Here is a 26035-nt window from a genome sequence, read left to right as displayed (position 1 = left end):
ATAGAGCCAGGCTCTATCTGCCTTATTTAGGCTCTTTGTTCTTGAAAAAACCTTTTCAGTTCTTCCTCTTTATTTGCCGGCACAAGGAAACATAATACATCTTTTTGTTCAATTACCGTGCTCCCCTGCGGAATGACAAAATCCTTCCCCCTGATAATGGCTGAGATCAGTACCTCTGAAGGCAATCCTACGCTGGAAATTTCTTTCCCTGCAAGCTTTGATTTTTTGCCTACATCAAATTCTATCATCTCAACGCTGGTCCGCCCCGCTGCCAATAATTCTATACTCTGGGGAGCGGCCTTCTCACGTTCATCCAATAAGTCGAATCTTTTGGCTAGAGGATTCATCGTTGCACCCTGGATAAGCGCCGAAGATAAGACTACAAAAAATACCGCATCGAAAATATACCCGGCTTTCGGTATTTCTGCGAATAAAGGATAAGTAGCAAGTACAATAGGAACGGCCCCTTTTAAGCCTCCCCAGGAAATAAAGACTCTTTCCTTGTTCGTAAGTTTAAAGAACATGGTACTAATAAAGACTGCAGCAGGACGGGCAACCAGCATCAGAAGCAGCGATAAGGCAATCCCCTTCCCAAGGATGGCTAACAAATCCTTTGGAAATACATATAGGCCCAGCAGAATGAACATTAATATTTGCATAAGCCATGCAATCCCATTATTAAAACGGGTAATTGAAAAATGATATTTTAACTCTTTATTTCCAACGTATAGAGCCATAATGTAAACAGCAAGCAGGCCGCTTCCGTGCAGCCATACGGTAAAACCGTATGTAAAAATAGCAAAGGCCATGGACAGAACCGGATATAAGCCTGTTTCTGCTAGTTTGATTTTATTGATGACCAGGACTGTTACAGCACCTAAAATTAAACCCATTAATAGTCCGAGGCCCATTTCCCATAAAAAAGTTAAGGAAAGGGTCCAGAAGTTCATATGCCCTATTTCGATCATTTCGATAAAGCTTAGTGTTAAGAAAACGGCCATTGGATCATTGGTGCCTGACTCTGCCTCCAGAACAGATGTCAGTTTTTCTTTAATGTTTTTATTCCCAAGCACCGAAAAGATGGCCGCTGCATCCGTAGAACCGGCGATCGATCCGAACAAAAAGCTCTCGAGCCAGGTCAGGTCTAATATGAATTTAGCAAAAACAGCAACCAGCAGAGCTGTTATTAATACTCCAATTGTAGCCAGAGATAGAGAGACCCCTATCACTGGGCGGATATGCCTCCAGTTCGTCTGCATACCGCCGTCAAATAAAATAATGATAAGAGCGAGAATCCCGACGACCTGAGTGATCTGTGTATTTTCAAAATAGATGAATTGGTTCAGAAGCAATCCTACGATCACAAACAATACTAAGGAGGGCAGGCCCAAACGCGAAGAAAATTTAGCTGCAGTTACGCCGGATATTAACAAGAGGGAGCCTAGCAGAATCATATTATCAGTAGAAAAATCCAAATCTGTCACCTGCTTACCTATAATGTAATTACCTTTTGTATACCCCTTTTTCCTCTAAACATTAAGGGTTCGTCCATTTATTTTAAGCAAAAAACCAAAGTATGTAATTAGCAACAAAAAAGACCTCTGTGCGCCATCTAGCCGTATAAAATGTTTGCAAGCTTCATGAGAATAGTGATGGCATTCCCTCCGCAGTGAGGTCAATTAGTCATCGGCAGTAGACCTTTATACATTGATTTTTGCTCCTCCAGTATTTTCGGGCATTGCCGTGTACAGCGCCTTGTCCTCTCTCCCTTTGGTAAAAAGACATTGGTAAGTACAATTTCATAAAGTTTAAATAGTATGAACCTTTTATACCAGTATGATAGAATATTTAGATAATAGAAGTAAATTTTAGGAGGACATCATTAATGGCAGAAAAAGCAGTTTTGCTTGAAAAATATGCAGATGTTGCATTAAAAATTGGCGTTAATATTCAGCCCGGCCAGCCTTTAGTTATTCAATCACCAATAAGCGCGGCAGACTTTGCCCGTGTTTTAGCAAGAAGAGCTTTTTCAGCGGGCGCGGGCAATGTGTTTATTGAATGGGGAGATGAGGCTTTTACCAGAATTAAAACAGAAGATGCACCGGTTGAAGCTTTGAAATTTGTACCTGAGCATTCTGTAAAATTGATGGAAGAATACCAGCAGCTGGGCGCTGCATTTTTGCAGATATATTCTCCTAACCCTGATGCCTTTACAGGTGTTGATCCTGAACGTATGGCCACAAGAAACAAAGCCAATGCAGCAGCGCTGGAAAACTTTAAAAATACAATGATGAAGGGTGATGTAAGCTGGAACTTGATTTCTACTCCAGCTCCTGAGTGGGCTCAAAAGGTCTATCCAGATCTTTCTCTTGAGGACGCTGTGGAGAAGCTATGGGATGCTATCTTCTCAGCAACCCGCATTCATGAAGAAGACCCGGTTGAAGCTTGGAAAGAGCACGGCAATAACCTGCATCAAAAGCTTGAATATTTGAATACAAAAAAATATAAAAAGCTTCATTATAAAGCTCCAGGAACAGACTTAACAGTTGAGCTGCCTGAAGGCCATAAATGGATCGGCGGATCTCTTGAAAATTCAAAGGGAATTGAATATACTCCTAACATTCCGACCGAGGAAGTATTTACGATGCCTAAAAAAGACGGTGTTAATGGGACCGTTACAAGCACCAAGCCATTAAATTACAACGGAACAACGATTGATCATTTTTCTCTTACCTTTAAAGAAGGGAAAGCTGTTGAGTTTACAGCCGAAACAGGAGAAGAAACACTCAAGAAAATGCTTGATATTGATGAGGGGGCTGCCTTCCTTGGAGAAGTAGCACTTGTACCTCACGATTCACCGATCTCAAATACGAACATTATTTTCTATAATACGTTATTTGATGAAAATGCATCCTGCCATTTTGCTGTAGGCAGTGCTTACCCGATGACATTAGAAGGCGGAACAGCCATGAGCCAGGAGCAGTTAGCAGAAGCCGGCGCTAATTACAGCCTTTCTCACGTTGACTTCATGATCGGTTCAGCAGAGCTTGATATCGATGGAGTAACAGCGGACGGGCAGACTGAACCATTATTCCGTAATGGAAACTGGGCATTTTAAGCAATAAGGCTACAAATATGGCAGTGCAATCTTATAATTGCACTGCTCAGAGTGTAGACAAAATCAATTTCAAACAAACTTTGTCGCGAAAAATGAGGTTTGTCAATTTATTTCTTGTATATATGGTGGCTTTTCTAAAGTTAAGCACTATATATTGAGGGTTAAATATTATTAAAAAATAGCTGTCGACTTTGTCGACAGCCTGAGCAGTGCAATCTTATAATTGCACTGCTTTTTTATGATTCTGCATAGATGATCAAACCACATCTTTTTTGCCGTCTTGCTAAACGGTTCGGTTTGCCATTTAATTTTCTTTAATCAGGAAATTCGCTAATGGAAAGAACAAAATTTAAGTGAAAAAAACGCATTAAATCCTACAATTCAGCAAAGGCAATAAATACAAATAGGCAATTTAAGAATGAAATAATTTCCTATGAATTTCTTCAAGTAAAAACCCCCTATAGGTTGATTACTCTACAGGATACCTTGTTTGTTACATAGTCTAATATAAAAAAGCAGATGATTTAATGTACCTCATCTGCTTCAGATTATTGTCCATATTTACCCCATAATCTTTTGATAGACGGACTTTGCATGGATCACATCCTTCGTACCATGTACTAATGCCCTTCCATCCTTGAATACGACAATCCGCTCATTCTCGTTCTGAGCAGACACAAGATAGGGATTCGCTTTCACTTCATAGCCCATCGCGGAAAAGTCTCTCACTAGTCTCTCAAGCTCAAGTTCAACCGCATATGGCGGCCTAACCTGTACAGTCTCCCTTCCGCACAAAACCGCTGTTTTTGTTGTATTTTCCAGCTGAAGAAATGGGTAAGACGGGTCGCTTCCACATGTCAGACAGTCCGCTTTTTTGGATTTGCCGGTTTTAATGTTATGGAACTGGCCGCTCCATAAGTCAAAGCTTACGAATGTTTCCCTGAGCACTTCTCTATTCTCAGTCAGGATCTTAAGAGCCTCGGCCGATTGATAGGCTACTGTCATTTGAACAGCTGGACCGATGATTCCTGCAGTTTCACAGGTCATTCCCTGCAGCGGGATGGCACGCAGCAGGCAGTTTAAGCATGGAGTTTTGCCTGGAATCACCGTGAAGCTGATTCCAAAGCTTCCTACACAGGCACCAAAAATCCATGGGATGTTATATTTATGAGCAAGATCATTTATGACCAGTCTGGTTTCGAAGTTATCTGTTGCATCCATCAATAAGTCTGCATTCTGTAATAACGGTTCAAGACTTTGACTCGTTGCATCCATTATATGAACATGCACTTCAGTATCTGAATTAATCTCTTCTAGATGTTTTTTAGCTGCTGCTGCTTTTGGCATTTTCTGCTCCACATCTTTTTCTGTATACAGCTGCTGCCGCTGCAGATTGCTTTCTTCCACATAATCACGATCGACAATGGTTAATTTTCCAATGCCCGCCCTTACAAGAAGCTCCGCATTGGCGGATCCCAATGCCCCCGCACCAATAAGGAGGACATGTTTTGCAGCTAATTTATGCTGCCCCTGTTCCCCTATTCCTGAAAAGAGAATTTGTCTGGAATATCTCTCGGACATGTTCTGCCTCCCTGCCTGCTATTTTATCCCCCGCTGACCGGAGGGATCAATGCAACAATATCCCCATCAGCAAGAATCGTACTTTCATCTGCAAACTCTTCGTTAACGGCTGCCATCACTGTATGTAGAGAGTCCACTTTATATTGCTCAGAGATCGCTTTTTTAAGGCTGCTGATGCTTTCACCGCTCATCTGAAGTGTGATTGAATCTGCGCCGATTGAATCTTTTAAATGGGCAAAAAACAATACTTTAATCATATATTTCCTTCTCCTCTGGTTTTCCTTTAGGATAAGCTACCGTTTCCTTTTGATTCCCAATCCACTCTTCTCCGTCTTCCCAAATCTCTTTTTTCCATATAGGCACGATTTCCTTTATTCGTTCAATTGCGTACCGATTTGCCTCGTAGGCATCGTTTCTATGCGGAGTAGAAATGGCAATGACGACAGCGGTATCCGTGATTTCCAGCTTCCCCACTCTATGGGTAATAGCTGTTATTGATTCGGGCCAGCGTTCCTTTATCTCTCTGCCTATGCCTTCTAGCTTTTTAACTGCCATCGTTTCATATGCTTCATAATATAAATAAAGTGTTTTCTTCCCGTAAGTCATCTCGCGTACTGTACCTATAAAGGTAGTCACTGCCCCGGCATTGCGTGAAATGACTTTATCAATTACTTCTTGAATATCAATTGCATTTCTAGTAATTTCATAATTCATAGCAGCGTTCCTTTAGTTGAATTTTTTGGTGAGGCATGTAAATAAACGCACTTTCCTTAAGTGCAAACTTAGAACTGTGCTTATAGTTACAGGATAATAGGAATAGTAAATTATCTCAACATTATTGCAATTGTGAAACAGCCTTCACTATTTCTACGTGCCTGCTCAAAAGCAATTTCTTGTTCTAAAACAAGATATGTAATATCCTTAAGGGAAAGTCGGATTATTCATAAACTTTAATTGTCTATTTACCGTAAATTAGGGATAATAAACAAAGAGAAAATATAATTTGAAGGCCTTTAAGGAGGTTATCTATTTATGACTATGAAAAAAGCATTAACATTAGCAGGTTCCGATACGAGCGGCGGCGCTGGCATCCAGGCTGACCTTAAAACTCTGCAGGAGCTTGGTGTTTATGGTATGACTGCATTAACAACAATTGTTACCATGGACCCTAAGAACCATTGGCATCATAATGTGTTTCCTATTGAATTAAGCACAATAGAAACTCAGCTGGAAACGGTCCTTTCTACTGGAATTGATGCAATGAAAACCGGCATGCTTGGATCTGTAGAAATTATTGAACTTGCTGCTAAAGTTATAGATGAGAATAAATTAACCAATGTGGTTATTGATCCTGTCATGGTCTGCAAAGGTGAAGATGAAGTTCTCCATCCTGAAACAGCGGTTGCATTGCGTGAAATTTTGGTTCCTAGAGCTCTTGTAGCAACACCGAACCTTTTCGAAGCATCACAGTTAGCAGGTACAGGCCCAATCAAAACCCTTGAGGATATGAAACAGGCCGCTGTCAAAATTCATGAGCTGGGTGCAAAGTATGTGCTTATAAAAGGCGGAAGCAAGCTTCAGCATGAAAAAGCAATTGACCTGCTGTATGATGGACAGGAATTCGTTGTACTTGAATCTGAACGAATCGACACTGCGTACACTCATGGCGCCGGCTGCACTTATTCAGCTGCCATTACAGCAGAACTTGCAAAAGGAAAAAATGTCCGTGAAGCTGTACTTACTGCGAAAGAATTTATTACAGATGCAATCCGCCACTCATGGAAATTAAATGAGTATGTGGGACCTACTATGCATGGAGCCTACCGCAGATTTGGCGCAGGCCGTCTAGAAGCAGAACAGCTTACTAAATAATGGCTACAGCCAAAACATATACGTCTTAAAAGAATCGGTGCATACCGGTTCTTTTTTTATACAAGCAGGATGTTAAATCTAAAGTCTTTCCATACGATAGAAGGTTGAAATTTATAAACTTCATCTTTCGCTTTCTTTTATTATTTTTAGTAAGATAGTAAGATAAGGAATTGTTCGAAATACTATTACTTATGGATGATAAGGCAGACAGCCTAGAATATTTTTATTGGAAAATGCAGCAATTCAGGGAGGTATTTGTATGGAACCTATTCTTCAGGCCGATGCTCAGGCTGTAATAGATTCTTTTGCTAATGAAGATGTGTACCTGCATCTTGAAACAACAAATGGAGCCTATGCTACACACTTTGATGAGTCGTTCTTTTCAGTGGGCGCATATATCAGGAATGCCTTTCTTCAATATGAACTTGGAAAGATTGTCGGTACAGGCCCTTTCCGGGTCGGTCTTAAGCTCTCAATCGGATGGGTGTATGCTGAAGGATTAACCCATTATGAAGTAGATGAAAAAGGCCGTTTGCTCATGGCAGGCCTTGACCCAGCAGGAAAGCTTGCTGTTGCCCTTCAAATCAGCAAAACACCATTTGAATAAAGGAGAGGAACACGTTGACATTTGAAAAGGAAAGACAAGTATTAGTCATATTTCCTCATCCGGACGATGAGGCCTTCGGAGTTTCCGGCACCATTGCTTCACATGTGAATAATGGAACTCCTGTTACTTATGCGTGCCTGACTTTAGGAGAAATGGGACGCAACTTAGGGAATCCTCCTTTTGCAACGAGAGAGTCCTTGCCAAAAATTCGCATGCAGGAACTGAGGGATGCTGCGGCTGCTCTTGGAATCCAGGATTTGCGAATGCTTGGACTCCGCGATAAAACCATCGAATTCGAAGATGATGAAAAGCTGGCTGATCTTATGTACTCGCTGATTCAGGAGATCAATCCTTCGCTCGTAATCTCTTTCTACCCGGGCTACAGTGTACATCCTGACCATGAAGCAACAGGCCGCGCCGTCGTCAGCGCAGTCGGCCGCATCCCTAAAAATGTAAGGCCCAAGCTGCATTGTGTAGCTTTTTCTAATAACTGTGTGGATGAACTCGGTGAAGCTGATATCCGCTATAACGTTCAATCAGTGGAAAAACAAAAGGTTGCCGCGATTATGGCTCACCGATCCCAAACTCAATATATGGTTGCTGCCTGGGGTGATAAATTAGAAACACAGGATCCTGAGCTTCTTGCCTGGATTCATAATGAAAGGTTTTGGACTTATCAGTGGCCTGATGAAAAAAAAGCTTAATGCTTCCGTCGGGTGATTTCTGCTCATAGATACCGGTTTGGTTTTTCGGAGTCTTGAGCATTTACAGCCTTGATGAAGGCATACAAAACATTCAATATATTCTGTTGTTTAAGTCCTTATGATTGACACTTGCTATTGAAATATCTTAACCTAAGGTCAATCTTATAAGTAATCCACTAGGGGTGCCAGCTGGCTGAGATAAGGAAATAGCCTTAATCCCTTTGAACCTGATATGGGTAACCCCAGCGTAGGAAAGTGGAGCCGGAATATCTCATGCTTTTAGCTCGAGTTCATATGTATTTTCCGCTCCCTTCTGAGGAGCGGTTTTTTATGAAATTCCTTTTTTTAACAGTAATCAAGCAGTTAAGGTTTTTGATAAAATTAAGCGTATTGGGGATGGTAAGGCTTCTCCCTCCCTTATACTGTCTTTGTTAATGTGAAAGAGGTTTTAGCTATTGGAAAAAGAAACTTGGTTGTTTATAGACTCCGGAGTTCACACTCCATCTTTTAACATGGCACTGGATGAAGCATTGCTCAACTGGCACAGCAAAGGGCTCATCCCGCCGGTACTCCGGTTTTACGAATGGCAACCCGCCGGAATGTCTGTTGGTTATTTTCAGAAGGTTCACGGCCGGATTGATGTGGAAGCTGTACATAGTAAAGGATTTCAGCTCGTTAGAAGGCTGACAGGGGGAAGAGCAGTCCTCCATGATCAAGAGCTTACATACAGTGTAATTGTCGGGGAACAGCATCCTAAAATGCCTAAAACGGTGACTGAAGCTTATCGCGTGATTTCCCAGGGACTTCTGGAAGGCTTTAGAGAATTAGGAATTGACGCAGACCTGGCAGTGCCTGACAAGGAAAAGATTATTGGAAAGACTAATTCTGCTGTTTGTTTTGATGAATCATCCTGGTATGAGCTGATTGTGGGCGGCAGGAAGTCAGCAGGAAGCTCGCAATGCAGACAAAAAGGCGTGATTCTCCAGCACGGTTCTATCCCTTTGGAAATTGATGAGGAAACCTTATTTGACTGTTTTCTTTATCCGAATGAACGAGTCAAAGAAAGAGCACGTAAAGCCTTTCAGGGTAAAGCTGCTTCCATCACTGAAATAACCGGAAGAAAGGCCGATATCCAGGAAGTAAAGGCCGCTTTTTATAAAGGGTTCGAAAAAGGACTTGATATCTCCCTAGAGCCTTATCATCTCACTCCGGAACAATTGGCTGAAGTTAAAATCATCGAAGAAAAATATCTATCGGACGCATGGAATTATTCGCGATAAAAGGAGCATCAGTAAATGGCAAACAATCAGGAACATCTCAGGAAACCAGAATGGCTTAAGATTAAATTAAATACCAACAAAGAATATACTGGCTTAAAAAAAATGATGCGCGAGAAAAAGCTGCATACAGTGTGTGAAGAAGCCAGATGTCCGAATATCCATGAGTGCTGGGCAGTGAGAAAAACAGCAACATTCATGATTCTTGGGGATATTTGTACAAGGGCATGCCGTTTTTGTGCAGTTAAAACCGGACTGCCGTCAGAGCTTGATTGGCAGGAGCCGGAACGTGTTGCTGAATCTGTTGAAACGATGGGCTTAAAGCATACCGTTATAACAGCAGTTGCCAGAGATGATTTAAAAGATGGAGGCGCAGCCGTTTTTGCCGAAACAGTTCGTGCAATCCGCAGAAGATCTCCGTTCTGTACCATTGAAGTATTGCCTTCCGACATGAAGGGCGATGATGACAGCATCATGACCCTGATGGATGCTAAACCAGATATTTTCAACCATAATATCGAAACCGTCCGCCGTTTAACGAAACGGGTACGTGCCGTGGCTACTTATGACCGTTCTCTCAGCCTTCTTAAACGAGTGAAAGAGCTCAGCCCAAAAACTCCTACTAAATCCAGCATCATGGTTGGACTGGGGGAAACAAAAGAAGAAATCATCCAGGCGATGGACGACCTCCGCGCTCATGATGTAGATATCATTACGATTGGCCAGTACCTTCAGCCGACTAAGAAACATCTTAAAGTAGAACGCTACTACCATCCGGATGAATTTGCTGAATTAAAAGAGATTGCGCTGTCAAAAGGCTTCAGCCATTGTGAAGCAGGGCCGCTAGTCCGCTCCTCATACCATGCAGATGAGCAGGTTAATGCAGCAGCAAAAGACCGCCAAAAGCAGGCAGAAGTACAAGTATAAGCAGTGAGCCGATCATAGATCGGCTTTTTTGCTGCAAAAAAAAACCCGCCTATTCAGGCGGTAAAAAGGGGATATTATGGAAAAACAATCATGTTCCCATTTTGTCCAAGGGACATAGAACTTATACCCTTTTTTATAAAAAAATTTCATTCCATTTCACTTAACAAGATACGATACAGCTTATCGTCACCTTGTCTCGGAGTTCCTCTGCCATCCGTGTTATTCGTGACAAAATATAAAGTGTCACCCTCTACACGCACATCTCTTATACGCCCTAATCCTGTGATCACATCTTTAGCTTTCCTGGTTTCAAGGTCAAACTCTTTAACAGCTTCTCCTCTCAGAGCGGCTATATACATTTTCCCCTTGTAAATGGCTGATCCAGAAGGGGCCCATGTGACGCTTCCTGTGTGGAAGACCGGAGCTTCCATTCCCTGCCGCTTCTTGTCCCCTTCAATCAGCGGCCAGCCATAGTTGACTCCGGGCTTTATAAGGTTGATTTCATCATGAGCCGACTGGCCGTGCTCTGTACTGTAAAGATCTCCTGTCTCTGTCCAGGCAAGCCCCTGAGGATTTCGGTGGCCATAGGAGAATACATAAGAACCTTTAACTGGATTATCAGCAGGAATCGTTCCATCCAGATTCATCCGCAGAATCTTGCCGCCAAGTGAGTTAAGGTCCTGTGCTCTTTCGGTAACATACCCTTCCCCTGTGGTGATGTAGAGCTTTTGATCAGGTCCTATTTTTAACCTTCCCCCATGGTGGAAATTTCCGCTTGGAATTTGATCAATCAAAATCCGCTCTTCTTTCCATTGGTTTCCCTGCAGCTTAATGGCCACTGCCCGATTGAGAGTAGTCCCGTTTCGATCATAGGAATAATAGACGAATGCATGCTTTGAAGTGTTAAAATCAGGAGCCAGCACAAATCCCAGCAGACCAGACTCTGGCTGTCTAGAAAGTGCCGCCGATATAAGCACCTGCTGCCTCGTTCTTACTCCATTTTCAACTTTCATGATCGAACCTGTTCGTTCTGTTATGTAGAAGGTATTCCCTGATTTTTCAATAGACCAGGGAATACTTAACTGATCTGCAACTTTTTCTGCTGCAGGGCCAATCACAGTTTCAGCCGGCTCTCGGTTATCCGTAAGGGGCTGTTTGTTTCCCGAGTTCCCTGAACATCCCGCTGAAAGTAAAAACAACAATCCACAAACCACAGCTAAAAGTATACGTTTCATTTTCGATCTCCTTCTTTAACGTCAAAGGGAAATCTATGCTGTATTAATCTTCTAAAACCTTCAATATCGCTTTTGCCACACCATTTTCATTGTTTGTGTCGGTCACAAAGTGGCAAATTCTTTGAATGTCTGCAGGGGCATTTCCCATTGCAACGGCCCTTCCTACTCTTTCAAACATCGAAACATCATTATAATTATCCCCAATTGCCATAGCATCAGACATCGAGATACCCCGTTTTGTCAGGTATTTTTCTAGAGCTACACCTTTTTGCGCATCCAAAGCGTTTATCTCCAGATTATCACGTCCAGACGAAGTAACCGCAAGAGTACCAAGCTTTTTCAATTCAGAAGCAGCTTCCCCTAACTTTTTAAAATCAACTGAGAATACGAGAAATTTATAATACTGTATCTCAGGCTTTTCAAACAGCCTTTGATAGCTGTCCACTATTTTAATTTGGCTTACTTCGAACCGTTTTCTTGCCTCTTCCGTAACAACGAGAGGGTCTGCACCTGGGTTAGACGTTAAGAAAATATCCACAAGCAAGGCAATGGATTTATCCTTATCCTGCGTGTAAGTCCCTTGATCTGAATAAATCTCGTAATAGAGATCATGCTTGTTCAGAATATGTGCGGCCTGTGTCACCGACTCATAACTCATCGTGTTGGCTTCGACCACTTTGCCCTCTGTGTCAATAACAACGGCTCCATTTATTCCAATGATAGGGGTCTTGATATCCACTTCATCCAATGCATACCTAGCTTCCTCGAAAGACCTTCCAGTAGCGATGATGACTTCTATTCCCTGTGAGATGGCTTTTTCTATGGCCTCTTTATTTTCTTTGCTGACACTTTGTTTTTTATTTACTAATGTTCCATCCATATCTATGGCAATACTTTTAACCATAATGCACCAACTTTCTTTGCTTCTTCTTTTTACCACCTTCCCATTCTATCAAACATCGTCTGAAACAGAAGGGATCCTGCCTGCTCAAAGATATTTACTGCCTTCTCGAATACTAAGTTTAGCCAAAGCCGTGGTCTCTATAAACCTTCTGACTGAAGCTGGATCTGTTTTTGAGTATTCCCTCAATGCCCAGCCAATCGCTTTTTGAATAAAAAACTCCTTGCTGTCTGCATTTAAACGTATGTATCGATATAGTCTTTCTACATCCGTATTATTCTTATACTTCAGCTGAAATAAAATGGCCGTCCGGCGCAGCCACATGTTTTCATCGACTGCCCAATTTTCTATATACTCATCAGCTGCCTCTGGAAATCTCATGGCAATCTCCCCTATAATAGGAGGAGCAATTGAGTCAACCGTATCCCACCAGGACTTCGTAATCACCAGTTCTTTAAAAAATAGTATATCTTCCTTCGCAAACTTTTTCGTATATTTACCGCTATAGTCCAAGGCCGCATACTGCATTTCCCTTTCCGGGAAGCTCCATAACTCCCTGACTAATTGGTGTGAGAATGGCTCCTTAAACATACCCGCCTCTTTAAAAAACTCGGAAACGATCTTTTTTCGCTCTGGAGACTTAATTCCAAAGAAGGGAAATTGATTCTTCATATAGTTTTCCATAGGAACTCGATTCTCTGCTTTCTTATTTTCCTTCATTAGTTCGTATAGCTGTTGAGCTAATTCCATGTCCCAGAACCCCCCCCTTTAGTAATTTAGATATCTGGTTTTATTTTATAGGATTTTAATTCCTTTTAATAGCAGGACAAACCTGACTGCTTGCCAATTGTTGAGTTATATCATAAATTCATGATCCCTTGATAGGGAGGCTTGAAACGAGTGCATTGAAGAACGGAACAGAGGGTTTAGGGGTTGCCGAACCTCCCTGAAATGGACACTATTTTGGTCTCGGCGGGTAAGCTGCCTGCGTGTGTACCAATTAAGATCCTCGATCAGGAACAAGCTGCCTGCCCTTTAATGATGGGTACCATAAAATTGAAGATCTCGGTCGAGTGCAAACTACTTCAGGACATCTTACTGAAAATAACATTTTGAAATCCCTATACAGGTCTAATTCCCTCGAAAATTTAAATCCTCTTAAATTTCAGAAAAACCACTTAAAGACAAAAAACGCCTATTGGACAGCAGTATAGCAGACCGTTTATTAGGTTTTTACCATAAAAACACATTATTCAGGCTTATTATTTTTATAGTAAACAGACTTATATCATTCTTTATTAAGATGACCCTCATTGGGTACTCTTTCTAACTTTCCATACAACGAAGATGCTGAAACTTACCCATTGGCAGCTGCCAGCACCCTGAAATAAGCCGCTTAAACTTATTAATAAATTAAGTTCCTATATTCCAAAAATCCCCTATTCCGTGCTAAGCTAAACTCATAGATCATAACTTATGGAGGTCTTTATGGAAGAAAAAAATATGTGGGGACAATTCCACTTTATTCGTTCACGCACTATTCAAAGTTTAAAGAATATCACGGAGGAAACGGCAAATCAGGTTCCAGAGGGTTACCGTAACTCTATCAAATGGAACATTGGACATATTTTAATTACATACGACAACTTACTGGCTAAGTTTACATCAAATGGCGAAAAACAGATTAGTGATAAAATTACTCCGTTCTTCTCAGGCGGGACGAGTCCAGAAACCTGGGAGAGCGAACCTTCTTCATTAGACGAACTGTTGGAGCTCCTTAAAAAACAGCAGGGAGAAATAATCAGCCTGTATTCCGGACGTCTAGAGGAACCTTTGACAAGCCGTATCACCTTTACCGAACAAACCGAAATGGACACGATAAGAGACCTTCTACAATTCACCTATTGGCATGAAGGCCTGCATCAAGGAGTTATAAACGGCCTAAAATACAGCCTCGGACAAATGTAACGGGGACTGTCCCCTATTTCCCAAGGCCCATACAGAAGTCTTGCAAGGGTTTCTGCTTATTTTTTGTAGGGACATTCCATATTTCCCGTAGGCACAAATTGCAAAAAAGGAGCAGATCCAAATCTGCTCCTGTTCCACCCTTATTGAACTAAATCCACTAATGAAGCCCTGGTTATAGACACCAGATTATCTACATCCATTTCAAGCTGAACCCCAATCTTCCCGCCGCTTACAATGATCTTCTCTAAACCTTCCGCACCGCTGTCTATATAGGTAGGATAGAGTTTCTTCATTCCTACTGGCGAGCAACCGCCCCTGATATATCCGGTCCATTTCTGAATGTCTTTGACCGGAAGCATATCGAGCTTTTTTTCGGCTGCCGCTTTGGCTGCTTTTTTAAAGTCCAATTCTGCTTCTACAGGAATCACGAAAACATGGATGGAGTTAGCCTTCCCGATGGTGACCAATGTCTTGAACACCAGCTCGTGTGGTTTGCCAATCTTGTTGGCTACAGAAATACCATCAATTTTGCCGTCCTTGTTTTCATAAGTTAAGAATTGATAATCTATCTTTTCCTTATCCAGGATTCGCATTGCATTGGTTTTAGCCTGAACCATTTCTTTTTACCTGACCTTATTTATCAAATTTCAGCTTAGCAAGTGCATCCGCTAAGGCTGTGTTAATCGGTTCATCCTTTTGCTGGGTTTTCAAGTACTTGTTAACATCCTGCTTGGTTGCTTTGCCGCCTTTTTGTTTGTTTCTTCTATTCTGGAAGGCAGACAGCTTTTCACGATGGCCGCAGGCACAAACGAAAATCTGGCCTTCGCCTTCGCCTCTTAGCTCCAGCTTCTTATGGCAGACCGGACATCTTGCATTGGTAGTCTTCGAAATATTTTTGCGGTGACCGCAATCCCGATCCTGGCAGACAAGCATTTTACCCCTTTTGCCATTCACCTCAAGCATGAGCTTTCCGCAATCCGGACATCTGCTGCCGGTTACGTTGTCGTGCTTAAACCTTTTCTCGCTATATTTAATTTCCTGCACTACTGTTTTTGCATAGCCCTTCATTTCTTGAATAAACGCATTCTTTTGGAGAGTGCCTCTCGCAATCCGGTCAAGCTTTTGCTCCCATTCAGCCGTTAAGGCTGGCGACTTTAAATCCTCCGGAACCAAATCAAGCAGCTGGCGTCCTTTTGATGTTATGAAAATATCTTTGCCCTTCTTTTCAAGAAGGAAGCTATTAAACAGCTTTTCAATAATATCTGCCCTTGTCGCAACGGTACCCAGTCCGCCTGTCTGGCCGATTGTTTTAATCAGCTCTTTATTTTCACCAGCCATATACTGAACCGGGTTCTCCATAGCAGACAGGAGTGTGGCTTCATTAAAATGTGCCGGGGGTTTAGTTTCTCCCTTTGTCATAACAGAAGAGACTTGCTCTAGTGTGTCTCCTTTATTAATAGGAGGCAGCTGCTGGTCATCTGAATCGGCATCATCCTCTTCAAAGCTGCCATACACTTCCTTCCAGCCGGCCAATTTTACTATTTTACCTTTAGCGGTGAAGGCCTCATTTTCAATCTTAGCCAATATTGTTGTTTGTTCGTATTCAAATGGAGGCATTAAAACCGCCAGGAATCTCTTTACAACGAGGTCATAAATTTTTCTCTCTTTGTCACTCAAAGATCCAATATAGAAATCCTGCTCTGTTGGTATAATCGCATGATGGTCGGAAACCTTGCTATCGTCTACAAAAGACTTATTGGCCCGGATGCCGTTTCTAATGATTTTGGAAGCAGCGCCTGCATATTCCTTATGGCTTACTGCTTTCACACGATCTTTTAACGTATCTACAATATCAGTTGATATGAACCTTGAATCTGTACGCGGATAGGTTAATGCTTTGTGCTGCTCGTACAGCTTCTGCATGATGGACAGTGTTTCTTTTGCAGAATACCCGAATCTTTTATTAGCATCTCTCTGCAGTTCAGTTAAATCATATAAAGCCGGAGCATAGCTCTTTTTTAGTGCCTTTTTTACATCAGCAATCTCTATCTTTTTATTAGAGACCGCCTTTAAGACGCTTTCTGCTTTTTCTTTATTAAAGGTTCTTGTTTCCTTTGACACTGCATCCTGCCAGGTAAGTTTTAATCCTTTAGCCGTCACACTTACCCCATAATAGGTTTTCGGCTGGAAGTTTTTAATATCTTCTTCCCGCTTGGCAATAATCGCAAGAGTCGGGGTCTGTACCCTCCCGGATGAAAGCTGGGCATTATATTTTGTGGTGAGCGCCCTTGTAGCATTAAGGCCAACAATCCAATCCGCTTCTGCACGAGCCACTGCTGAGGCATATAGATTTTCATATTCCCTGCCATTTTTTAAGGTACGGAAGCCTTCATTAATTGCTTTATCGGTTACAGAAGAAATCCACAGCCTTTTAATAGGCTTTTTTACATTGGCTTTTTCTATAATCCAGCGCGCAACCAGCTCTCCTTCACGTCCAGCATCTGTCGCTATAACAATTTCATTAACATCGCTGCGGTTGAGCTGTGCTTTAACTGCCTGAAATTGCTTTCCCGTTTGCTTGATTACAACGAGCTTAAGCGAACCCGGAAGCATGGGCAGGTCCTCGAGTTTCCACGCTTTGTATTTATCATCGTAGGCTTCTGGGTCTGCCAGTGTAACAAGATGTCCAAGCGCCCAGGTTACAATATATTTATCGCCTTCTAAGAAGCCGTTTCCTTTTTTTGTACACTTTAATACTCTTGCTATATCTCTAGCCACTGACGGCTTTTCAGCTAATACCAACTGTTTAGGCATAATCATATACTCCCTTTCAAAAACCATTGGGAACCAAGATTCTCTATTTAAAAAACTTGATCTACCATAATTCTAACTGAAATTTGGAAAAAATACACGTTTTGAAAAAAACGGCATACTCGACTTACAATATCTTACAAATCTATTCAAGCCGCACTAATTAAAGGCTTTCCGCACTTCCAGTCATCTGGGAAAAATATGGGGGATGGTGTTACGCCTAAGATTTTAGTATGATGTAGTATAGGAAATTATAGACAAGCAGCGGAGGGTTATTAAAACACAATGAGCGTACTTACAGTAGATAAATTGGGTCATAGTTTTGGTGACCGTACATTATTTAAAGATGTTACATTCCGTCTTTTGCCCGGAGAACATGTTGGGCTTGTAGGCGCAAATGGCGTTGGTAAATCGACCATGATGAATATTATCACAAAACAGCTGATCCATGATACCGGTCGGGTGGAATGGACTCCCGGAACTCAGTATGGCTACTTAGATCAGCATACTGTTTTATCAAAGGGTAAAACAATTCGTGATATATTAAATGACGCTTTTCTTCCGCTTTTTGAGCAGGAGAAAGAGCTTAATGAAGTAACAGAAAAAATGGGGACTGCTTCTCCTGAAGAACTCGAAGCTCTCCTTGAAAGAATGGGCGAAATCCAGGACAACCTGGATGCAGGGGGATTTTATTCGCTGGATTTAAAGGTTGAGGATGCAGCAAGAGGACTTGGATTGGATGCAATCGGCCTTGACCGTGATGTTTCTGCACTAAGCGGAGGCCAGCGTACGAAAGTTTTGCTCGCCAAGCTTCTTTTAGAACAGCCGAAGGTTCTTCTTCTAGACGAGCCGACCAACTACCTGGATGTTGAGCATATTAACTGGCTGGGCCGTTATCTGAAGGAATATCCATATGCCTTCTTACTGATCTCACATGATACTGAATTCATGAACGGTGTTGTAGATGTTATTTTCCATTTGGAATTCTCTAAGCTTACCCGTTATACAGCCACATATGAAAAGTTCCTGGAGCTTGCTGAGATTAATAAGAACCAGCATATTAATGCCTACGAAAAGCAGCAGGAATTTATTAAGAAACAGGAAGACTTTATTGCGAAAAACAAGGCTCGCTATTCCACAACTGGAAGAGCGAAAAGCCGTCAAAAGCAGCTTGAACGCATGGAACGAATAGACCGTCCTGAAACAGCGATAAAGCCAACTTTTGAATTTAAAGAATCCCGCGGCAGCGGCCGGTATGTATTTGAAGGCACCGATGTAGAGATCGGCTATACAGAGCCGCTTCTTCCAAAACTCAATGTAACCATTGAACGCGGTGAAAAAATTGCAGTCGTGGGCTGCAACGGAGTAGGAAAATCAACTCTCCTAAAAACCATTCTTGGTAAAATACAGCCGCTTAGCGGTACTGCCGTACAGGGTGATTTCCTTCATCCTTCTTACTTTGAACAAGAAGTAAAGGCAGGAAACACTACACCGATTGATGAACTTTGGGCTGCGTTCCCTTCCTTAGATCAGGGCCAGGTGCGGGGTATCCTAGCCCGCTCCGGCTTGAAGAATGAACATATTTCCCGCCCAATGAGCCAATTAAGTGGTGGAGAACAATCTAAAGTCCGCCTGACAAAGCTGATGCTGAACGAAAGCAACTGGCTGCTGCTGGATGAGCCGACTAACCATTTAGACGTAACAGCAAAAGAAGAATTGAAACGTGCCCTAAAGGCCTATAAAGGCACCGTTCTTCTGGTCTGCCACGAGCCTGACTTTTATGAGGACTGGGTAACTAAAGTATGGAATGTAGAAGACTGGTCGAATAGCCAGGCATAAAGAAATGCACCTGCTGATTTTGGGCAGGTGCTTTTTTTGTGAATGTGGTTTTTTGGGATACTGAGTTTGACTGCTGCTATGTTAAGCTGATTAGTATGTGGCTCACGGACTTTGGAAAATTTGCACTATGTGCGGTTCACCGAAGGGCATGCGCGAGCATCTAATTTTATGTGCTATTTTATAACGATTATTGATCACCAATTTACATACTGCTGTTGAAATTTCTCGAAAGAGTAATGTTTTAATCATTTTTACCAATAACTGATATGAATTATTGTCTAAAACTCTGCTCGCGGCAAAAAGAGAGCTTATAAGGTCTTGCTCAGCTGCTAAACAGCCCAAAAGTGGAAAGTAAACTAGGTATTGCATAGATTTATGCTTTTGTTTTGAAGATTTTTGCTTAAGTTTTAGAGATCTATGCTTTTGTTTTAGAAATTTATGCTTAAGTTTTAGAGTTTTATGCTTATGGTAGAAAAAAGTATGCTGATCTTCCAGGACATATGATTATGATATATGTAAGATGCAGATTGAAGTGGATATATGCTCAACACCCATCGCTATGCTGATGTCAGTGGATATATGCTCAACAACCATGTCTTATGCTGACTTCAACTGGGTGTATGCTCAACAACCATGGCTTATGCTGACTTCAACTGGGTGTATGCTCAACAACCATGGCTTATGCTGATTCAACTAGTATATATCTCACCACTCGTGGCTTAGGCTCATTTCACATTTAATGTAAAAAAAGCCCAATTCAAACAGGCTCCTCGTTTAAATCAGACTTTTATTTTACGATATGGTGCTTGAATGCATAGATGACAGCCTGGGTCCGGTCCTGGACATCAAGTTTGCTCAGGATATTGCTGACGTGCACTTTTACTGTTTTCAGCGCAATGAATAGTTCATCTGCTATTTCCTGATTGGTTTTTCCTTGTGTCATGAGGAGCAGGATTTCTTTTTCCCTGGTTGTGAGCTGTTCATGCGGCAATGCTTTCTGTCTCATCTTGACCATCATTTTTCCGGTTACTTCCGGCTCTAATACAGATTGGCCATGAAAGGTATTTCTGACTGCGTCTGCAATTTCGCTTGCCTTTGAGGTTTTCAGCATATAGCTGGTTGCACCGGCTTCCAGAGCCGGGTATACTTTTTCATCATCAAGGAAGCTTGTTACTATAATAATCTTTGCCTCGGGCCACGCCTTAATAATATTGCCGGTCGCTTCGATGCCGTCCATTTCCTTCATAACAAGATCCATAAGGATAATATCCGGCCTCAATTCAAATGCGAGTTTGATGGCCTGCACACCATTTTCTGCTTCCCCGGCTACCTCTATATCTGGCTGTGCCGCTAAATAAGATCCTACACCCATTCTTACCATTTCATGATCATCTACAAGCAGTACTCGAATCATTGTTTCACCCCTCCTGAACCATTACTGGTACTTTCACTTCGAGACGGGACCCTTTATTTTTGACGCTTACCAGCTTCAGAGTTCCCCCTATTTCCAACGCTCGTTCCTGCATATTCTGCATTCCATATGAACCAGATTTGGCTTCATCTACATCAAACCCCACTCCATCATCCATTACTCTCATGATGATGAAATCATCTCTTCTTATGAGCAAGACTTCCAATGATGAAGCTTTTGAATGTCTGAGCGTGTTTGAGACGGATTCCTGAAGAATTCTAAAGAGATGATCTTCAATTCCTTTATCCGCTCCCACCGGCTCCAGCTTCCACTGGATCTCAAGAGGTACTTTATTCTCTAATTCTGTTAATAATTCCTGTATGCCTTCATGAAGCGATTTCCCTTTCAGAGGTGCAGGGCGCAGGTGAAGCAGCAGTGCTCTCATTTCCAGCTGGGACTGATGAATCATTCCTTCTACAAGCTTAAGCTGCGAGGTTTGGAGGGTATTGGAATCATCTTTTGACTCATTAATTGCGGACATAAGCATAGAAGCAGCAAACAGCTGCTGGCTGACTGAATCATGAAGCTCTCGCGCCAATCTGTTCCGTTCCTGCGAGACAATTTCTTGGATTCTTTTTTCTTGTACTTCCGCTTTTTCATTTGCCAGCTTTTGAGACTGCTTAATCTGTTCTTTCATATGCGAATGAATGCTGTTTATCCTCTTGCGGATTACTTTCATTTCGGTAAGGGCCACACTCGCTTCTGTAATTTCGTTTCCAGCTTCCAAGTCATATAATGCATCGGTAATCAGCTTGATTTGCTTTTTTAAAAACACACCGGAGCTCATCCCAAATATAACACCGATTAACAGACATATTCCCGCTAAAAAGATAATAACAGGAAAATCAAAAATCTCCCTTTCCCACAGGAGGTTCCAAGACTCCAGCGGAAAAAAGGTAAAATATAAAGAAGAAATCACTCCAAAAAAGATGAGAGATAAAAGGGCGCCAAATGCTGTCTGGCGGATTACAATATTCATATTCTCTTCACCTCTAATTCACCGGAAAATAGAGAGGTGAAAATTTTCACTTTTTGTGCTGCTTCATCATAATTAGCCGTCTGATAAATCGTATTTTGTGTAAATATTTTCGGTTCCTGTTCATTGAGAATCCGCGTTGAGCCTATGAACGCAGAATGATTTACACACAGTTCAATATCATAAGGAACTAATACACGAACATTGCCGACACCATGACGGATAAAAATAATGGACTCGCCTTTAGGGAGAACTGTATAGCTTAAATCTATTTCTGTATCGCCGATGGCTCCCTGGATGTTAATATCATTCCATTCATACACATGTTCACCAGTTGTTTTTGTGCCGTAAAAACGATTCTGAAAGAGCGGTGCCTTTTTTATGATCGTTTCTTCTTTTATAGGATTTTTTTCTAAAATGATGGGTCTTATTTTTTTGGGGCTTTTTTTAGATTGGTTATAAACGACAAAGATATAGACGATCAGTGCAAGGATCAGAAACTTGGCAGCGAACATATTAAGTATTGTAATAACAAGAGTGAGAATCCCAAACCAAAATAAAATCATGCCAAAGGTTTTATTATATTTCTTGCGGCCTATGTAAATTAGGCCGGCAGACAATAAAAGGGAGAAAATTAACCCGCTGTGAAAAAATAACAGCTCTACGAAGATTAAGAAAATGGAGATCCAGATCAGCAGATTGATATGATCGGTTTTAAGTTTATTCAGCACGGATTTTTCCTCCCTTCTTTATATTAAGCGCTTAGCCGCTCTAAAAGGCGCAGAAAGCCTGCGCCTTAAAATGGATTTTAGTCTCTACTAGAATACCATGATTATCCTAGGATATAGAATGTGTTTCTTTATTTTTTAATTCTTTTTCCAGCTTCGCAATTTTACTGTCAATTGTGCTGCGGTAATAAGATGCAGAGACTTGCTGCTCTAATCGGTCAAGGTACCCTTCGAGCTCATTAAATCGGGAGAAGGATTGATCGCTGTAATTACTCTCATTCAATACCTGGCTCACTTTATGGCTGGCTCGGGCCATATTTTCTCTGCCCATCAGTTCCATTCGCTTAATTTGCATGTCTTTTAACTTATGCTTCATTTCCTCATATTTTCTTTCCAATTCACTCAGCTGCAAACCCGCTTGGTCATATACCGTTTTAACATATGACGCGCGGTCAGCATATTGCCGGGCTTCCATTGACGCAAATTCATGCAGGTCAGATTCTCCAGCCTGTAAAGCGATGTCGCTTTGCGCTTTTCGCTTTTCCGCCATTTCAAGAGCGCCTTGATATTCACGGTTAAATTCCTCTTTCAGCAGGGATTGACGTTCTACCAGCTTGCTGACTTTTTCTACCTCAGCTTCACATTCTCTGAGATATTGATTTAATAAGGCAAGTGGATTTTTCTTTTCCTTTTCATCTAACAGTCCATGAAAGTCTGCAACTACTGTGTCTTTAATACGTGTAAATAAATTAGCCATTTTTTATCTCTCCTCAAATATTATTTTAATTTAGCCCATTCTCTTTCAAAATTAACAAACGGGTCATTGTCTAATTGTGTTTCCCTCGCTTTATTCCAGTTTTTATAGATCAGGTAGAGAACAAACGCTGCAACAACCCCTATAATGGCAGGAGCATTTGAAATGGATGCCGCAAGCATGATCAGCCCCAAGCCTCCCCAGATCACCTTCTTCCCTGTTGTTTCTGCTTTCATAAATTTCTTTGCCACATAGTAGAGAATAGCGATGCTGACTGCCAGACCTACCATAGGTCCTAAATTAGCCAATAGAACGACACCTGCTATAACAGCCGCTGCTGCCAAACCAAATTTTTTCATTGTGCGTTCCTCCTTTCATAGTTCTATCTTAACTATTACAAAGAGTTCTCATAACGTACCCCAGCTATATTTTGGTATAAGACTTGAGGTCTAGCTAAAGCTAAACATTTATAAATGTGAGCAGCTCCCAAATTAATGCAGAATGTCTGAGATATTTGAGGTCATTACACCTTTTTGTGGTTAGATTTCTAATTTTCTGATGAAAAATTTAAAAGATGCCGGCCCGCTCAGGATTTACGAGAGGTAATTGAATATTTATGAGGGGTAAAGCCAGGTTTATGAGGGCAAAAATCGGATTTATATGGATAAATATGGAATTACAGGGAAATCGAACTTTTATGGGTAAAGCCTTTACAAATGAACCCCAATTTTACTGAATAACTTGATATTTCCGGGATTACTCCAGTCTCTTCATACTTATAATTTTTAGGATTCTGTTTTTTAGGTTAGAGACAGGGTAAATTTTCTAAGAAAGGTATTCATCGTCTTTATTTGGAAAACCTAAGCCAGAAAATAACATATTATGTTTTCCGTATTCTAAGAGGAGGTTTGTATATGTCCGAATTTAAAGCAATGCCACAGGTTCCTGAGCCTTATTGGAGAGGCTCCGCTCAACTTAAATCATTTCCCGCTCTAAATGAAAATATTGAAACAGATATTGCCATTATCGGAGGCGGAATTACTGGCATCACAGCCGCTTATCTTTTGCTGAAAGAAGGCAAAAAGGTGGCACTTATTGAGGCGGATAAAATTTTAAACGGAACAACCGGCCATACTACAGCGAAAATTTCTGCTCAGCACGGATTAATTTACAGCAAGTTGATTGAGCAGCATGGCGAACAGAAGGCAAAGCTTTATTATGAAGCGAATAGCAATGCCATTCAATTTATCAGAAATCTGGTGAATGAGTACAATATTGACTGTGATTTTTCTACTCAGGATGCCTATGTTTTTACTGAATCAAGCGAATATCTGCCTAAGCTTGAAGATGAAACAAGAGCCTATGAAAAACTGGGAATCGACGGAACCTTCGTAGAAACGACTCCTTTAAGCTTCCCTGTAAAAGGAGCCGTGTTAATGCGGAATCAGGCACAATTCCATCCGCTCAAATATCTTTCCTTTTTAGTCGACCGAATTGTCGAAATGGGAGGCCAGATTTATGAAAACACAACAGCAGGGGATGTAAAGAAGGGCCCTCCAACGAAAGTCACCATAAAAAACCAAAATAAAAATGAAGTCACCAGCAAACACGTTTTGATCTGCTCTCACTATCCTTCTTACAATAAAGAAGGCAAGTATTTTGCAAGACTCCATCAGGAGAGGTCGTATGTGCTCGCCGTTAAAACAAAGAAAGAATTTCCCGGCGGCATGTATATAAACGCAGAAAAGCCAGTACGTTCCCTGCGGTACACCATGATTGACGGGGAAAAAGCTGTTCTTTTCGGCGGTGATGGACATAAAACGGGGCAGGATCTGGATACGAAGGATTATTACGAAGAGCTAGTACCTTACGCTGAAAAGACGTATGGAATTAAAGAAATTCCATACCGGTGGTCTGCCCAGGATGTTCATACACTAGACGGAGTCCCATACATCGGACACTTAACAGAAGACTACGAGAATGTGTATGTGGCCACAGGCTATGCAAAATGGGGAATGACTAACGGCACAAATGCCGCGTCTCTAATACGTGATCTGGTCATCGGAGCAGACAATCCTTATGCAGAGGTTTTTACACCCCGGAGATTTAACCCGAATCCAACCATCAAAAACTTCATCAAGGATAATGCAGAGGTTGCCATGCATTTTGTTGAAGGAAAACTGGACAAGCCTAATCATACGCTTGACGAAGTCGGCATTGACCAAGGACGTGTTGTGACCGTAAACGGCCAGCGTGCTGGAGCGTACCGTGATAAAAATGGAGAGTTATTCTTGGTTGATACTACTTGTACACATATGAAATGCGAACTGAATTGGAACAACGGCGACCGCACCTGGGACTGCCCGTGCCATGGTTCCCGCTTTGCCGTCAATGGAGATGTAATCGACGGACCGGCTAAGAATCCTTTGAAGAAAGTAGAATTCAAACAGGAAGACACTCAACAAAATAGCAGCAGTACAGATTCTGCTGATTCAAGCAGGAACGAGCGGAATAGCAAGCAGGACTTTAACGGAGATGCAGAGAATCAATTTGACATCTCAGACCATGATAATCCGTTAAAACCATAGTAGAAGAAAAGCGGAAGCGCCTTTCTCAGACCCGACAAACAAAGACGACGGGTTGCGGGAAATGGTATTCCTTTCCAAGGACCTCTCGTCTTATGTCTCGAGGGTCTAGACGCTGCAGCTAGACAATTATATAAGTTCAAATTTGCACTTTCTTACTTTTTAAAAAAGGTGTCCCCACATTTGAACTATAACCCGATTAATGGACACTAAATTAAAAGTGCCCCTTAATCGGGTTTTTCTATGTCATCAGGAAGAAAACCCGTTTATAATAAAAGAATTATTGTGGACGGAGGATAACATTATGAGTAAACAGCTCTACTCGGAATATCAGATTAAAGAGTTAGAGAAGAACCCCAATATTTTACGTGCTTCATCACAGGCCATTACTTATTCGCCTGAATTCAAAGTAAAGGCAGTAAAGGAATATCAATGCGGAAAATTTCCTTCTCAGATCTTTATTGAAAATGGATTTAACATAGATCTCATAGGTAAAAAGCAGCCGAAAAAGTGTCTACAGAGATGGAGAAAAACATACGAAATGCTGGGTGAACTTGGTCTTCAAACGGAACGTAGAGGAAAGGCAAGTACTGGACGCCCTTCTTCTAAGGAACTATCAGTTGAGGAAAAACTGAAAAAAGCTGAAGCAAGAATTAAGTTTTTAGAAGCAGAGAATGACTT

General features: G+C 41.6%; 24 protein-coding genes and 1 riboswitch. Of the genes, 10 read left to right on the top strand and 14 right to left on the bottom strand.

The features are described 5' to 3' along the window. Positions 1-26: 26 nt before the first annotated feature. A complete protein-coding gene (locus JOC77_RS00120) occupies positions 27-1475 on the bottom strand; it encodes a potassium/proton antiporter (protein ID WP_204537321.1) in 1449 nt (482 codons plus the stop codon). A gap of 410 nt (positions 1476-1885) precedes the next feature. On the opposite strand from JOC77_RS00120, the gene JOC77_RS00115 reads away from it, so the two are divergent. Further along, positions 1886-3118 carry an aminopeptidase gene (locus JOC77_RS00115; RefSeq protein ID WP_204537320.1) on the top strand — a complete coding sequence of 411 codons (1233 nt, stop codon included), beginning with the start codon at positions 1886-1888 and terminating at the stop codon, positions 3116-3118. Positions 3119-3679: 561 nt separating this feature from the next. Here JOC77_RS00115 and JOC77_RS00110 read toward each other — a convergent pair. Genes JOC77_RS00110 through JOC77_RS00100 form a run of 3 tightly spaced genes read right to left on the bottom strand, consistent with a single transcriptional unit; the run spans position 3680 to position 5413 of the window. Further along, positions 3680-4699 (bottom strand): MoeB/ThiF family adenylyltransferase, encoded by a 1020-nt coding sequence (locus tag JOC77_RS00110; protein WP_204537319.1) that lies wholly within the window; start codon positions 4697-4699, stop codon positions 3680-3682. Between the two features lie 23 nt (positions 4700-4722). Beyond that, on the bottom strand, positions 4723-4956 hold the full coding sequence (gene moaD, locus JOC77_RS00105) for a molybdopterin converting factor subunit 1 (protein WP_204537318.1): 234 nt from the start codon (positions 4954-4956) through the stop codon (positions 4723-4725). Further along, positions 4949-5413, bottom strand: coding sequence for a molybdenum cofactor biosynthesis protein MoaE (locus JOC77_RS00100; protein ID WP_204537317.1), 465 nt, complete (start codon positions 5411-5413; stop codon positions 4949-4951). The genes moaD and JOC77_RS00100 overlap by 8 nt, the downstream gene beginning before the upstream one ends. Positions 5414-5731: 318 nt before the next feature. Here JOC77_RS00100 and pdxK point away from each other — a divergent pair, with 318 nt between their 5' ends. The 5 genes from pdxK (at position 5732) to lipA (ending at position 10086) form a co-directional block, all read left to right on the top strand. Next, the gene (gene pdxK, locus JOC77_RS00095) at positions 5732-6571 is read left to right on the top strand and encodes a pyridoxine/pyridoxal/pyridoxamine kinase (RefSeq protein WP_204537316.1); all 840 of its coding nucleotides are present in this window, start codon (positions 5732-5734) and stop codon (positions 6569-6571) included. Between the two features lie 259 nt (positions 6572-6830). Next, entirely contained in the window at positions 6831-7178 is a 348-nt protein-coding gene (locus JOC77_RS00090) for a YojF family protein (RefSeq protein ID WP_204537315.1), read from the top strand. A gap of 14 nt (positions 7179-7192) precedes the next feature. Further along, positions 7193-7882, top strand: coding sequence for a bacillithiol biosynthesis deacetylase BshB2 (gene bshB2 / locus JOC77_RS00085; RefSeq protein ID WP_204537314.1), 690 nt, complete (start codon positions 7193-7195; stop codon positions 7880-7882). Between the two features lie 168 nt (positions 7883-8050). After that, a riboswitch (TPP riboswitch) is annotated at positions 8051-8153 on the top strand. Between the two features lie 184 nt (positions 8154-8337). Next, positions 8338-9162, top strand: a complete 825-nt coding sequence (locus JOC77_RS00080; protein WP_204537313.1) for a lipoate--protein ligase family protein — start codon at positions 8338-8340, stop codon at positions 9160-9162. Positions 9163-9177: 15 nt separating this feature from the next. Beyond that, entirely contained in the window at positions 9178-10086 is a 909-nt protein-coding gene (gene lipA / locus JOC77_RS00075) for a lipoyl synthase (protein ID WP_204537312.1), read from the top strand. A 146-nt stretch (positions 10087-10232) separates the two neighbouring features. On the opposite strand, the gene JOC77_RS00070 is transcribed toward lipA, so the two are convergent. The 3 genes from JOC77_RS00070 to JOC77_RS00060 all read right to left on the bottom strand — a co-directional run bounded on the left by JOC77_RS00070 (position 10233) and on the right by JOC77_RS00060 (position 12972). Then, complete coding sequence (locus tag JOC77_RS00070) at positions 10233-11321, bottom strand: PQQ-dependent sugar dehydrogenase (protein WP_204537311.1); 1089 nt, start codon at positions 11319-11321, stop codon at positions 10233-10235. 43 nt (positions 11322-11364) lie between these two features. Then, positions 11365-12225, bottom strand: coding sequence for a Cof-type HAD-IIB family hydrolase (locus JOC77_RS00065; RefSeq protein ID WP_204537310.1), 861 nt, complete (start codon positions 12223-12225; stop codon positions 11365-11367). 84 nt (positions 12226-12309) lie between these two features. Beyond that, on the bottom strand, positions 12310-12972 hold the full coding sequence (locus JOC77_RS00060) for a DNA alkylation repair protein (protein ID WP_204537309.1): 663 nt from the start codon (positions 12970-12972) through the stop codon (positions 12310-12312). Between the two features lie 738 nt (positions 12973-13710). On the opposite strand from JOC77_RS00060, the gene JOC77_RS00055 reads away from it, so the two are divergent. Next, positions 13711-14190, top strand: coding sequence for a DinB family protein (locus tag JOC77_RS00055; protein WP_204537308.1), 480 nt, complete (start codon positions 13711-13713; stop codon positions 14188-14190). Positions 14191-14330: 140 nt separating this feature from the next. Here the strand turns inward: JOC77_RS00055 and ybaK are convergent, their stop codons facing one another. Then, positions 14331-14807, bottom strand: a complete 477-nt coding sequence (gene ybaK / locus JOC77_RS00050) for a Cys-tRNA(Pro) deacylase (protein ID WP_204537307.1) — start codon at positions 14805-14807, stop codon at positions 14331-14333. Positions 14808-14823: 16 nt separating this feature from the next. Further along, positions 14824-17004 (bottom strand): DNA topoisomerase III, encoded by a 2181-nt coding sequence (locus JOC77_RS00045; RefSeq protein ID WP_204537306.1) that lies wholly within the window; start codon positions 17002-17004, stop codon positions 14824-14826. A gap of 282 nt (positions 17005-17286) precedes the next feature. On the opposite strand from JOC77_RS00045, the gene JOC77_RS00040 reads away from it, so the two are divergent. Beyond that, the gene (locus JOC77_RS00040) at positions 17287-18840 is read left to right on the top strand and encodes an ABC-F family ATP-binding cassette domain-containing protein (RefSeq protein ID WP_204537305.1); all 1554 of its coding nucleotides are present in this window, start codon (positions 17287-17289) and stop codon (positions 18838-18840) included. Positions 18841-19627: 787 nt separating this feature from the next. Here JOC77_RS00040 and JOC77_RS00035 read toward each other — a convergent pair. The 5 genes from JOC77_RS00035 to JOC77_RS00015 form a co-directional block, all read right to left on the bottom strand. Then, a complete protein-coding gene (locus tag JOC77_RS00035) occupies positions 19628-20254 on the bottom strand; it encodes a response regulator (protein ID WP_204537304.1) in 627 nt (208 codons plus the stop codon). Between the two features lie 4 nt (positions 20255-20258). Next, positions 20259-21290, bottom strand: a complete 1032-nt coding sequence (locus JOC77_RS00030; protein WP_204537303.1) for a sensor histidine kinase — start codon at positions 21288-21290, stop codon at positions 20259-20261. Continuing rightward, positions 21287-22018 (bottom strand): cell wall-active antibiotics response protein LiaF, encoded by a 732-nt coding sequence (gene liaF / locus JOC77_RS00025; RefSeq protein WP_204537302.1) that lies wholly within the window; start codon positions 22016-22018, stop codon positions 21287-21289. The genes JOC77_RS00030 and liaF overlap by 4 nt, the downstream gene beginning before the upstream one ends. 106 nt (positions 22019-22124) lie before the next feature. Next, on the bottom strand, positions 22125-22772 hold the full coding sequence (locus JOC77_RS00020) for a PspA/IM30 family protein (RefSeq protein ID WP_204537301.1): 648 nt from the start codon (positions 22770-22772) through the stop codon (positions 22125-22127). Between the two features lie 20 nt (positions 22773-22792). Continuing rightward, positions 22793-23128, bottom strand: coding sequence for a lmo0954 family membrane protein (locus JOC77_RS00015; RefSeq protein WP_204537300.1), 336 nt, complete (start codon positions 23126-23128; stop codon positions 22793-22795). Positions 23129-23683: 555 nt separating this feature from the next. On the opposite strand from JOC77_RS00015, the gene JOC77_RS00010 reads away from it, so the two are divergent. Together JOC77_RS00010 and JOC77_RS00005 are read left to right on the top strand one after the other, a co-directional pair. Then, positions 23684-25357, top strand: coding sequence for an FAD-dependent oxidoreductase (locus JOC77_RS00010; RefSeq protein ID WP_239558507.1), 1674 nt, complete (start codon positions 23684-23686; stop codon positions 25355-25357). A gap of 301 nt (positions 25358-25658) precedes the next feature. Beyond that, positions 25659-26035, top strand: a 377-nt coding sequence (locus tag JOC77_RS00005; protein ID WP_338047160.1) for an HTH domain-containing protein, incomplete at its 3' end; no start/stop codon positions are given.

It is taken from the genome of Peribacillus deserti (assembly GCF_016909175.1).
GTDB lineage: Bacteria > Bacillota > Bacilli > Bacillales > DSM-1321 > Paraperibacillus > Paraperibacillus deserti.
Note: the sequence above shows the minus strand (reverse complement) of the source record. Positions and strands in the feature narration are given on the sequence as shown.

Coding starts and splice junctions, on each gene's coding strand:
- JOC77_RS00115 (WP_204537320.1), top strand. CDS start 1,886: ATGGCAGAAAAAGCAGTTTTGCTTGAAAAATATGCAGATGTTGCATTA.
- JOC77_RS00110 (WP_204537319.1), bottom strand. CDS start 4,699: ATGTCCGAGAGATATTCCAGACAAATTCTCTTTTCAGGAATAGGGGAA.
- moaD (WP_204537318.1), bottom strand. CDS start 4,956: ATGATTAAAGTATTGTTTTTTGCCCATTTAAAAGATTCAATCGGCGCA.
- JOC77_RS00100 (WP_204537317.1), bottom strand. CDS start 5,413: ATGAATTATGAAATTACTAGAAATGCAATTGATATTCAAGAAGTAATT.
- pdxK (WP_204537316.1), top strand. CDS start 5,732: ATGACTATGAAAAAAGCATTAACATTAGCAGGTTCCGATACGAGCGGC.
- JOC77_RS00090 (WP_204537315.1), top strand. CDS start 6,831: ATGGAACCTATTCTTCAGGCCGATGCTCAGGCTGTAATAGATTCTTTT.
- lipA (WP_204537312.1), top strand. CDS start 9,178: ATGGCAAACAATCAGGAACATCTCAGGAAACCAGAATGGCTTAAGATT.
- JOC77_RS00070 (WP_204537311.1), bottom strand. CDS start 11,321: ATGAAACGTATACTTTTAGCTGTGGTTTGTGGATTGTTGTTTTTACTT.
- JOC77_RS00065 (WP_204537310.1), bottom strand. CDS start 12,225: ATGGTTAAAAGTATTGCCATAGATATGGATGGAACATTAGTAAATAAA.
- JOC77_RS00060 (WP_204537309.1), bottom strand. CDS start 12,972: ATGGAATTAGCTCAACAGCTATACGAACTAATGAAGGAAAATAAGAAA.
- JOC77_RS00055 (WP_204537308.1), top strand. CDS start 13,711: ATGGAAGAAAAAAATATGTGGGGACAATTCCACTTTATTCGTTCACGC.
- ybaK (WP_204537307.1), bottom strand. CDS start 14,807: ATGGTTCAGGCTAAAACCAATGCAATGCGAATCCTGGATAAGGAAAAG.
- JOC77_RS00045 (WP_204537306.1), bottom strand. CDS start 17,004: ATGCCTAAACAGTTGGTATTAGCTGAAAAGCCGTCAGTGGCTAGAGAT.
- JOC77_RS00040 (WP_204537305.1), top strand. CDS start 17,287: ATGAGCGTACTTACAGTAGATAAATTGGGTCATAGTTTTGGTGACCGT.
- JOC77_RS00035 (WP_204537304.1), bottom strand. CDS start 20,254: ATGATTCGAGTACTGCTTGTAGATGATCATGAAATGGTAAGAATGGGT.
- JOC77_RS00030 (WP_204537303.1), bottom strand. CDS start 21,290: ATGAATATTGTAATCCGCCAGACAGCATTTGGCGCCCTTTTATCTCTC.
- JOC77_RS00020 (WP_204537301.1), bottom strand. CDS start 22,772: ATGGCTAATTTATTTACACGTATTAAAGACACAGTAGTTGCAGACTTT.
- JOC77_RS00015 (WP_204537300.1), bottom strand. CDS start 23,128: ATGAAAAAATTTGGTTTGGCAGCAGCGGCTGTTATAGCAGGTGTCGTT.
- JOC77_RS00010 (WP_239558507.1), top strand. CDS start 23,684: ATGTCCGAATTTAAAGCAATGCCACAGGTTCCTGAGCCTTATTGGAGA.